General features: G+C 32.0%; 6 protein-coding genes. All 6 read right to left on the minus strand.

What is annotated here, in order from left to right; genetic code table 11:
• Window positions 1-189 precede the first annotated feature (189 nt).
• Complete coding sequence (gene lgt, locus B5E92_RS01775) at window positions 190-999, minus strand: prolipoprotein diacylglyceryl transferase (protein ID WP_087298708.1); 810 nt, start codon at window positions 997-999, stop codon at window positions 190-192.
• A gap of 3 nt (window positions 1,000-1,002) precedes the next feature.
• On the minus strand, window positions 1,003-1,938 hold the full coding sequence (hprK, locus tag B5E92_RS01780; protein ID WP_087298709.1) for an HPr(Ser) kinase/phosphatase: 936 nt from the start codon (window positions 1,936-1,938) through the stop codon (window positions 1,003-1,005).
• A gap of 12 nt (window positions 1,939-1,950) precedes the next feature.
• Complete coding sequence (gene uvrA, locus B5E92_RS01785) at window positions 1,951-4,773, minus strand: excinuclease ABC subunit UvrA (protein ID WP_087298710.1); 2,823 nt, start codon at window positions 4,771-4,773, stop codon at window positions 1,951-1,953.
• A 3-nt stretch (window positions 4,774-4,776) separates the two neighbouring features.
• Window positions 4,777-6,132 carry a CCA tRNA nucleotidyltransferase gene (locus B5E92_RS01790; protein WP_087298711.1) on the minus strand — a complete coding sequence of 452 codons (1,356 nt, stop codon included), beginning with the start codon at window positions 6,130-6,132 and terminating at the stop codon, window positions 4,777-4,779.
• Window positions 6,122-8,095 carry an excinuclease ABC subunit UvrB gene (gene uvrB / locus B5E92_RS01795; protein ID WP_087298712.1) on the minus strand — a complete coding sequence of 658 codons (1,974 nt, stop codon included), beginning with the start codon at window positions 8,093-8,095 and terminating at the stop codon, window positions 6,122-6,124. The genes B5E92_RS01790 and uvrB overlap by 11 nt, the downstream gene beginning before the upstream one ends.
• 144 nt (window positions 8,096-8,239) lie before the next feature.
• Window positions 8,240-9,715, minus strand: coding sequence for a S41 family peptidase (locus tag B5E92_RS01800; protein WP_087298713.1), 1,476 nt, complete (start codon window positions 9,713-9,715; stop codon window positions 8,240-8,242).
• Between the last annotated feature and the right edge of the window lie 420 nt (window positions 9,716-10,135).

Genomic DNA, 10,135 nt, shown 5'->3' on the forward strand with positions numbered 1-10,135 from the left:
TTATATTTATTTTTATCAAAATAAATATGATTTTTAATTGATTGATAAAAAAGTATTATTATTTTTTTAAAAATCAATATTTTTTTGAAAAATATCTTCCAAGATAAAAATATTTAGATTTATTCAACGTTTTTCAAAATAAAAAAATACACCCTATAATCCATTTCTAAATTATAGAGTGTAATTAATTTAAGCTTTCATTTCTTTAATAACTGGTTTGCCTCGTTTTTTACAATAAATAAAGCCAATTACTCCAACAATAACAAACGCAATTGATACTAACTGGGCAGTTCTAAATCCCATCACATATAAACTATCGGTACGTAAACCTTCAATAAAGAATCTTATAATACCATACCAGATAAAATAAGAGAAAAACTGTTCGCCCTGCTTAGTTTGAATTTTACGAATAACAAAAAATATCAACAAGAATCCAATAACATTCGCTACTGATTCATACAAAAACGTTGGCTGATAATATACACCATTAATATGCATACCATTAATGATAAAATCTGGTAAGTGAAGTGATTGTAGAAAATCTAAACTTACAGCACTTCCATAAGCTTCTTGGTTAAAGAAATTTCCCCAACGTCCAAAAGCTTGAGCTATTAAAACCCCAGGCATAATTGCATCACCAGCAACCATATAATCAATATTATGTTTTTTAAAATACCATAAGCTAAAAGCAATTCCAGCTATCAACCCGCCTTGAATTGCCAGACCACCATGACGGAACATGATAATTTCTAATGGGTTTTGAGCATAAATCTCATCCCACATAAAAATAACATACCATAACCTGGCTCCTAAGATACCAGTAATCATTATCCCAAAAAAGTAATCTGATAAAACTTCTGGATCATAGCCTATTTTTTTAAAATTATGTTGTCCAAGTTTATAAGCAATAAACGCTCCTGTGATAATAAAAACTGCATACCAGGCAATTGAAAGCGATCCTATTTGTACGAACGTTTTTGCATCAGGAAAAAAAGTCATATTCTACCCCTTATTTTTATCAATATTTTTCAAAATTCTATCAACAAATTCTTTACTAGAATCAACACCGTATTCGCGTAAACGCATATTCATAACTGCAGCTTCAATAATCACTGACATACTACGTCCACTTGAAACAGGTACAACTACTTTAGGAATTTTAACACCTAGAATTTCTTCAGTAGCTTCATTTTCTTCAACACCAACCCGTGTATATTCACGTGATGGTACCCAACGGTCTAATTGAATAATTAAGTTAACTTCATCTTTATCTAAAATTGAGCTAATTCCAAACATTTTAGATACATCAATAACACCAATTCCTCTAATTTCCAATAAATTTGCTAGAACTTCAGGTGCTTTACCGACGATACTTTGTCCTAAGTGATATAATTCAACAGCATCATCAGCAACTAATAAATGGCCTCTTTTAATTAACTCTAAAGCGATTTCTGATTTACCAATTCCACTATCACCTTTTATAATTACACCCTTACCATAAATATTTAAGAAAACTCCATGAATAAGTGTTTCTGGTGCTAAGACTTCATCAAGAATATTAGTTAATTCAATTGAAACTCGCCCAGTAGCTGACTCAGTTACGAAAATAGGAAAATTTTTCTTACGAGCGATCTCAATTAAAATAGCTGGGCATTCATTTCCTTTAGCGACAATAATACATGGAACCTCATCATTAATTAAAAATGGAAATATTTCACGTTGTCTTTCTTCAGACATTTCATTAATAAAGGCTGATTCTTTATCACCAAAAATAATAATTCTTCGAAAATCACTATGTTTAAAAAATCCTGCCAACTCAAAACCAGGACGATTAATTTCAGCTACAAATATCGGCCGTTCTAAAGATTTTTCATCACCAGTTACTTGAACATAATGATCATTATTTAATAATTCACCTACAGTAATTGACTTTGGCATTATGCTTCCTCCCTATAACATTTTCTTTAAAAACATTCCAGTATAACTTTTTTCACACTTAGCGACTTTTTCTGGAGTACCGGAAACTACAACAGTTCCACCACCATCGCCACCTTCTGGACCAAGGTCAACAATATAATCAGCTACTTTAATAACATCTAAATTATGTTCAATTATTATAACTGTATCACCCTGATCAACAATTCTTTGTAAAACTTCAATCAATTTGGCAACATCACTACTATGTAAACCAGTAGTCGGCTCATCTAAAATATAAACAGTTTTGCCAGTTGGTTTTTTCTGTAATTCACTTGCTAGTTTGACACGTTGTGCTTCTCCACCTGATAAAGTAGTTGCACTTTGTCCTAATTTTATATAACCTAATCCAACATCTTCTAATGTTTTCATCTTAGTTTTAATTTTTGGTAAATTACCAAAGAATTCAACTGCATCCTCGACTGTCATTTCTAAAACATCATAAATATTTTTATCTTTATATGTAACTTGTAAAGTTTCTTCGTTATAACGTTTTCCACCACATTGTTCACATGGAACATATACATCAGGTAAAAAATGCATTGAAATTCTCTTTAGCCCATCACCTTGACAAGCTTCACAGCGACCACCTTTAACGTTGAAACTAAATCTTCCTTTATCATATCCACGCATTTTAGCTTCATTAGTTTGCGCAAATAAATCACGAATGTCATCAAAAACACCTGTATAAGTAACTGGATTAGAACGTGGTGTTCTTCCAATTGGATCTTGACTAACTTCAATTACTTTATCAATATTTTCTAATCCTAAGATTTCACGATGTTTTCCTGGTTTTTCTTTAGAATGATAGATTTTAGCCATCATTGCTTTACCCATAATTTCATTGACAAGGGTACTTTTACCACTACCAGAAACACCTGTAACAACGGTTAACGTTCCTAGCGGGAATTTAACATTGATATTTTTTAAGTTGTTTTCACGAGCACCTTTAATTTGAATAAAGTTACCATTGCCTTTACGACGTTTTTTAGGTACTGGTATTTTAAGCCGTCCTGATAAATATTGACCAGTAATCGATTTAGGACAGTCCATCACCTCTTGTGGCGTTCCAGCAACAATTACCTGACCACCATGAACCCCGGCTCCAGGACCAATATCAACAATAAAATCACTTGCTTTCATTGTATCTTCATCATGTTCAACTACTAATACACTATTACCAAGATCACGAATATTTTGCAATGTTGCAATCAATTTATCATTATCACGTTGATGCAATCCAATTGATGGTTCATCTAATACATATAATACCCCAGTTAGGCGTGAACCGATTTGAGTTGCTAATCTAATACGCTGCGCTTCTCCACCTGATAAACCACCAGCTTTTCTTGATAACGTTAAATACCCTAAACCAACATCATTTAAAAATGTTAGACGATCTTTTATTTCTTTTAAAACCAGATTAGCGATTTTAGCTTCATATTCATTCAATTTTAAATTATTAACAAAATCTAATGCTTTTTCAATTGACATATCAGTAAACTCACTGATATTTAACCCACCAACACGAACACTTAAAACCTGTTCATTTAAACGACGTCCTTTACATGTTGGGCAAGTATGTTCAGCCATAAATGAGGCATACCATTCTTTTGACCATGAAGAAGTTGTTTCTTCATAACGACGTTCAATTAATTTTTTTACCCCTTCAATTGGACGAGTTGTTTTAGAAACATTACCGCTACTTGAAACAATCTCATATGAAATTGGTTTATCTGAACCTTCAAAAATAACCTTTAATTCTTTTTTTGTAAAATCTTTTAACGGCTTATCTAAATCAATTTTATAATGACGACATAAAACTAAAAAACGCTGCCATTCAATTCGTTCAGTTCCTACTGATGACTTAAAAAACCGAATTCCACCTTGATTAATACTCAAATTCCAATCAGGAATCAATAAATCCTCATCAACTTCATTTTTAATTCCTAACCCACGACAGTCAGGACAAGCTCCTAAAGGATTATTGAAAGAAAATAAGCGTGGTTCTAATTTAGGAACACTAAACCCACATTCAGGACATGCAAGATGTTCTGAAAATAAATTTTCTGTTCCTTCACTTAAATTGGCAACAATAACCTCACCACCAGTTAATTTCAAACCGACTTCTAAAGAATCTATTAAACGACTACGATAACCTTCTTTTTTTACAATTCTATCAATTACAACATCAATATTATGCTTTTTGTTTTTATCAAGTTTAATTTCTTCATCAAGAAGCATAACTTCACCATCAACTTGTACTCTGATATAACCATCTTTCAACAAATCTTCAAATAAATCTTTGAAAGTTCCTTTACGATTTTTAACTACCCGAGCTAAAACCTGCAATTTTGATCCATCTGGATATTTATCAATTGTATCTGCCATTTGTTTAATAGTTTGTGACTCAATGACAATACCATGGTTAGGACAATATGCTTTTCCAATTCTTGCATATAATAATCGCAAATAATCAAAGATTTCTGTTACAGTTCCTACTGTTGAACGAGGGTTATTAGAAGTCGTTTTTTGATCAATTGCAATAGCTGGCGATAATCCTTCGATACTATCAACATCCGGCTTTTCCATATTCCCTAAAAACTGTCTGGCATAAGCACTTAATGATTCGACATAACGGCGCTGTCCTTCAGCATAAATTGTGTCAAATGCTAACGAAGTTTTACCAGAACCAGATAATCCCGTCATAATTACTAATTTATTTTTAGGAATCTCGATATCGATATTTTTTAAATTATTTTCTCTAGCCCCTTTAATGACCAGTTTATCATGTTCCATATTTTACCTACCTTTTAACATCTTTAATATAGCCACACGATCATGTCCTTTTAGCTGTTGATCATATGCCCACTCTAATATCTCTTTATATTTGGATGATGGCTCAATGCCAAGTCCTTTTAAATCATTACCATTTATCACTGGCTCTTTAGCCTCTTTACCTAATCGAGCCATTTTTTCTTTCATCACATAATCAAATCGATTAATATTTTCATGTTCATCTTTATATCTACCTAGTTTATCACATTTTGTTATTAAAATTAAGTCATCTACCGGTACAATTCCATTTATTCCTTTTAGAATTTTAAAATAGCCATAATCACGAGCACCATTTCTTACCATATTCATTAAATGCATATGATAATAAATCATCGTTCTAATGTAACGCTGTAATTTTTTATCTGGTATATAACAAGTAACCTGGCTATCAAAAATCTTAACACCGGATTCATTATGACGTGGTGCCCTTCCTTCTGGCGTCGTTACTTCAGGCTTTCCAATATCATGAAGCAAGGCACTCCACATAAAACCTAATGGATTACTTGTTTTATGGCGGCATAAAGCCGCTAAATCTGTTACTAATAAAGTATGTTTCCAAACATCACCTTCAGGATGGAAGTCTAATCGTTGCATTGTTGATGATAAAATATCTAGACATGGCCACAAAGCTTTAATTTCTTTTAGAAAAGTTAACCCAATTGAAGGACGCATACTTAACAGTAATTTATTATATTCTTGAAAAATGCGTTCATTGCTTAAAGTATCTAATAACTTTTCTTGTACCATTTTTTTACAGATGGCTTTTGTATTAGGGTCGATATAATAATCAAATCTTGAAGCAAACTGTGCTGCTCTTAACACGCGCAAAGGGTCTTCAGCAAAACTACTAGCATTAACCATTCTGATTGTTCGTTTATTAATATCGTCAATTCCATGATAAAAATCATAAATCTTTCCTGTTTTTACTTCATACATAATAGCATTGATAGTAAAATCACGTCTTGATGAAGCCGTTTTTAAATCTAAATGTTCATTGACAGTCACTTCAAAACCCTGATGACCTAAGCCATTTTTACGCTCGATTCGCGGCAAGGCAAAATCGTAATTAGGTAGTTTATCTAGTTTTAAAATGCCAAATGATTTTCCTACCAGATTTACTTTACCATATTTACCTAGTATTTGTTGTAAATCGTCGATATTTAAATCATAAATTTCTACATCAACATCATGATAGTCAACATGACCATACATCAACATATCCCTAACAATTCCACCGACTAGAAAAACCCGTCCGCCTAAGCAATCAATATCTTTAAATATCTGGTTTACTAAAGCTTCAAATTGGTATTTATTTTTCACCTTGTAACTCCAGGATAATATCTCTTAATTCCATTGCTCTTTCAAAATCAAGAACTTTAGCGGCATCTTTCATTTGTTTTTCAAGCTCATGAATCATTGCCTGTTTATCTTTCTTGCTAGCTTTTCGTCCTTTTTTAACAAGACTTGCAGCATCATCAATAACTTCTTGACCATGAATAGCATCACGAATTTCCTTGTGAATTGTTGTTGGGGTAATATTATGTTCTTTATTATATTTGTTTTGGATACCACGGCGACGATTTGTTTCTTCAATAGCATAAGCCATTGAATCAGTTATTTTATCACCATACATAATTACTTTACCATTACTATTACGAGCAGCCCTTCCGATTGTTTGAATCAAAGAACGTTCACTTCGTAAAAAGCCTTCTTTATCAGCATCCAAAATACATACTAAGCTAACTTCTGGTAAATCTAATCCTTCTCTTAATAAGTTGATGCCAACTAAAACATCATATTTACCTAATCGTAAATCTCTTAAAATCTCAGTACGTTCTAGTGTTTTAGTATCACTATGAAGATAAGCAACTTTAATACCCAATTCTTTTAAATAAGCACTTAAATCTTCAGCCATTCGTTTAGTAAGAGTCGTAATCAATACACGTTCGTTTTGTTCTTGACGTAACTTAATTTCATTAATGATATCATCGATTTGATCTTTAGTTGGACGAACTTCAATAATTGGATCCAATAGTCCAGTTGGACGAATAATTTGTTCAACTACATGATGATCAACTCGCTCTAATTCATAATCTCCAGGTGTTGCTGAAACATAGATAGCCTGATTAATTAGTTGTTCAAATTCATCAAATTGTAATGGCCGATTATCTAAAGCACTTGGTAAACGGAACCCGTATTCTACAAGGGTTTCTTTACGAGAGCGATCGCCATTAAACATTCCTCTGATTTGTGGTAGCATAACGTGACTTTCATCAACGATCAATAAAAAATCTTTAGGAAAATAATCTATTAATGTATAAGGACGTTGTCCTGGTGCTCGACCATCGATATGTCGTGAATAGTTTTCAATTCCAGGACACATACCAACTTCACGTAACATTTCAACATCGTGGCGAGTTCTTTGTTCAAGACGTTCATATTCCAATAACTTGTTTTCATTTTTAAATACTTCTAAGCGTTCTTCTAATTCTGCTAAAATCGTATCACATGCTTTTAAGGTTTGTTCTTTAGTTGTTACATAACCATAAGCAGGATAAATCGTATATGTTTTATATACACCTAAAACATGTCCGGTCAAAGGATCAACCTCACTGATTCTTTCAACAGTATCACCAAATAGTTCAATTCTAATTAAATAACTTTCACTATGACCAGGAACAATTTCGATTACGTCACCACGTACTCTAAAAGTTCCTTTTGTTTGTTCAATATCGTTTCTCTGATATTGACGATCAACTAAATATGTCAATAATTCACGACGATCAATATCCTGATCTACCCGCAATGAAAATATCATTTCTTTATATTGTTGCGGATTCCCTAATCCATAAATTGAAGCAACTGAAGCCACGACAATAACATCATCTCTTTCTATCAATGAATTCATAGCTGCACTACGAAGCATTTCAATTTCATAATTAGTTTTAGCATTTTTATCAATATATAAATCCCGACCAGGGATATATGCCTCTGGCTGGTAAAAATCGAAGTTAGAAATAAAATATTCTACTCGATTTTCAGGAAAAAACTCTTTTAATTCTGAATATAACTGTCCGGCTAATGTTTTATTATGTGCTAAAACCAATGTTGGTTTTTTAGCTGCCGCAATTACATTAGAAACAGTAAAAGTCTTACCAGTACCTGTTCCACCTAGTAAAACCTGTTCTTTTTTTCCGGCTTTTATCCCATCTAACAATTGTTCAATTGCAGTTATTTGATCACCCATTGGGGAAAATGGTGATACTAGTTTAAAATCTGGCATAAAAACACCTCCTATGTCCTTTCTATTATAACAAGAAACTTGCAAACTTAAAAGAATTATGCCCATTACTAGACTAACTATGCTTTCAATATTTTTTACCAAATTATTACATTGTAAATAAAAAGAGTTAGAAAAAAACTAACTCTATTTGACTAACTCCATTAACTTTTGATACTGATAATCATTGGCATCATCATTTGCATAGATTAATACTGTCGCTTCTAAGATTTGGCGATCAGCATCACTATAAATTCCATCAACCGTTAAATTATTAGCTTGTTCAAATTGTTGTAAGGCTGTGACAGTTTGACTTGAAAAATATCCATCACTGCGATCACAAGTATAACCTAAACAGTTTAACATTTTTTGCATTGAAGCTATAGCAGTTCCCACACTATCATAGCCCATATCACTTTCTAAACTTTCTGATGTAATTTCACTAATATCTATATTACTTACTGAATAATCAGGTGTTAACCCCTTGCCATCAATCCAAGTATCACTAGGTAATAACCATCTAGCATAAGTATACTTCAAAACAGAACCATCACTTAATTGTTTTTGGGTCTGGGCTGTTCCTTTACCATATGTCTGATCACCAATTAGTTTATAGCCTAATTGTTCTTGTAAAGCCCCTGCCACAACTTCAGAAGCTGAAGCGGTGTTTCCATTTACCAGAATATAACCATTTATAAAATTATATGTTTTGCTATCATCAGCTTCATATTTTTCGACTGTTCCATTTTTATATTCCATTTGGAATAATAAATCTCCTTCGTCAAAAAATAAATTCAATACATCTTGAGCAGCAACTAAATAACCACCACCATTATCACGTAAATCAATAACTAATGTATCTATATTAGCTTCTGCAAATGATTGTAAAGCTGCTTCTAAATCGCTTGCTGTTGTCGTTCCAAAAGTATTAATTTGCACATAACCAAATTTTTTATCATTGTTAGTTCGAATTTCACTTTTAACTGCACTATCGATATTATTTCTAGTAACATCTACCTGCATTTCTTTACCGCCACGGATAATTGTTAAAGTAACAGTAGTATTAGCTTCCCCTCGAACTAAGTCAGAAATTTCAGTAGCTGTTTTCCCAGCTACATCTTGTCCATTAACACCGGCAATAATATCTCCGACTTGTAAGCCAGCTTCCATCGCTGGAGTATCTTGATAAATCTCAATGATCATCGTTCCTTGACTAACAGTTCTTTGGACAACACCAATCCCTACATAATTACCATCAACACTTTGATTAAAAGCTTTTGCTTCTTCAAAAGTATAATAATCGCTATGTTGATCCCCCAACGAAGCAACTAATGCTGAAATTGTATCCCCTTGAATATCAACCTCTTTACCACTAGCGTTGTACCAGTTATCATTTAATACTTGATACGCCTCATCAATTACTGTAGTTTCACTAGAAGAACTACCACTTTCAGGAACTACTTGTTTAGTTAAATATCCAGAAACAAAACCAATTCCTAGACATACGATCATACAAATGATAAAGACGGTTTCTTTTAAATGTCGTCCTTTTTTAGGTTTTTTTACAGGAACTTGATTTTGCTGTAGATTTTGATTTTTTTGTGGGCGAATAAAATCATCCATTTAATAATTGAGTCGTATTTAGACGACTCCCTCCTCTCTTTGTTAGGCTATTTATTAACCTCGTATTTAATAATATGTTATTAATTAGTATTATTTAATAATTATTAACCAAAAACACCTAATAAAAGTCTATATTTTACTTTTATTAACTGTTTAATTGAATATTTATTATACCTATTCTATCCTCACATCTTTATATTTTAGCATATAATCTAAATATTTTTTAGTAAAAATTGAAAAAGATTATAAAATCTAAAGTGAAAAGTTAAATTCCACTTTAAATTTTTTATTTTGATCTATCAGTGTTGATTAGCGAATTATATTAGCTAATTATTTTCAAATTAAATTAGTTATTTTTGAAGAAGATTTTTATAAATTAATTATGATAGTCAAATTATTTTAACTATTATATTTAAATTA

The sequence above is a fragment of the Erysipelatoclostridium sp. An15 genome (assembly GCF_002160675.1).
Lineage (GTDB): Bacteria > Bacillota_I > Bacilli_A > Erysipelotrichales > Coprobacillaceae > Thomasclavelia > Thomasclavelia merdavium.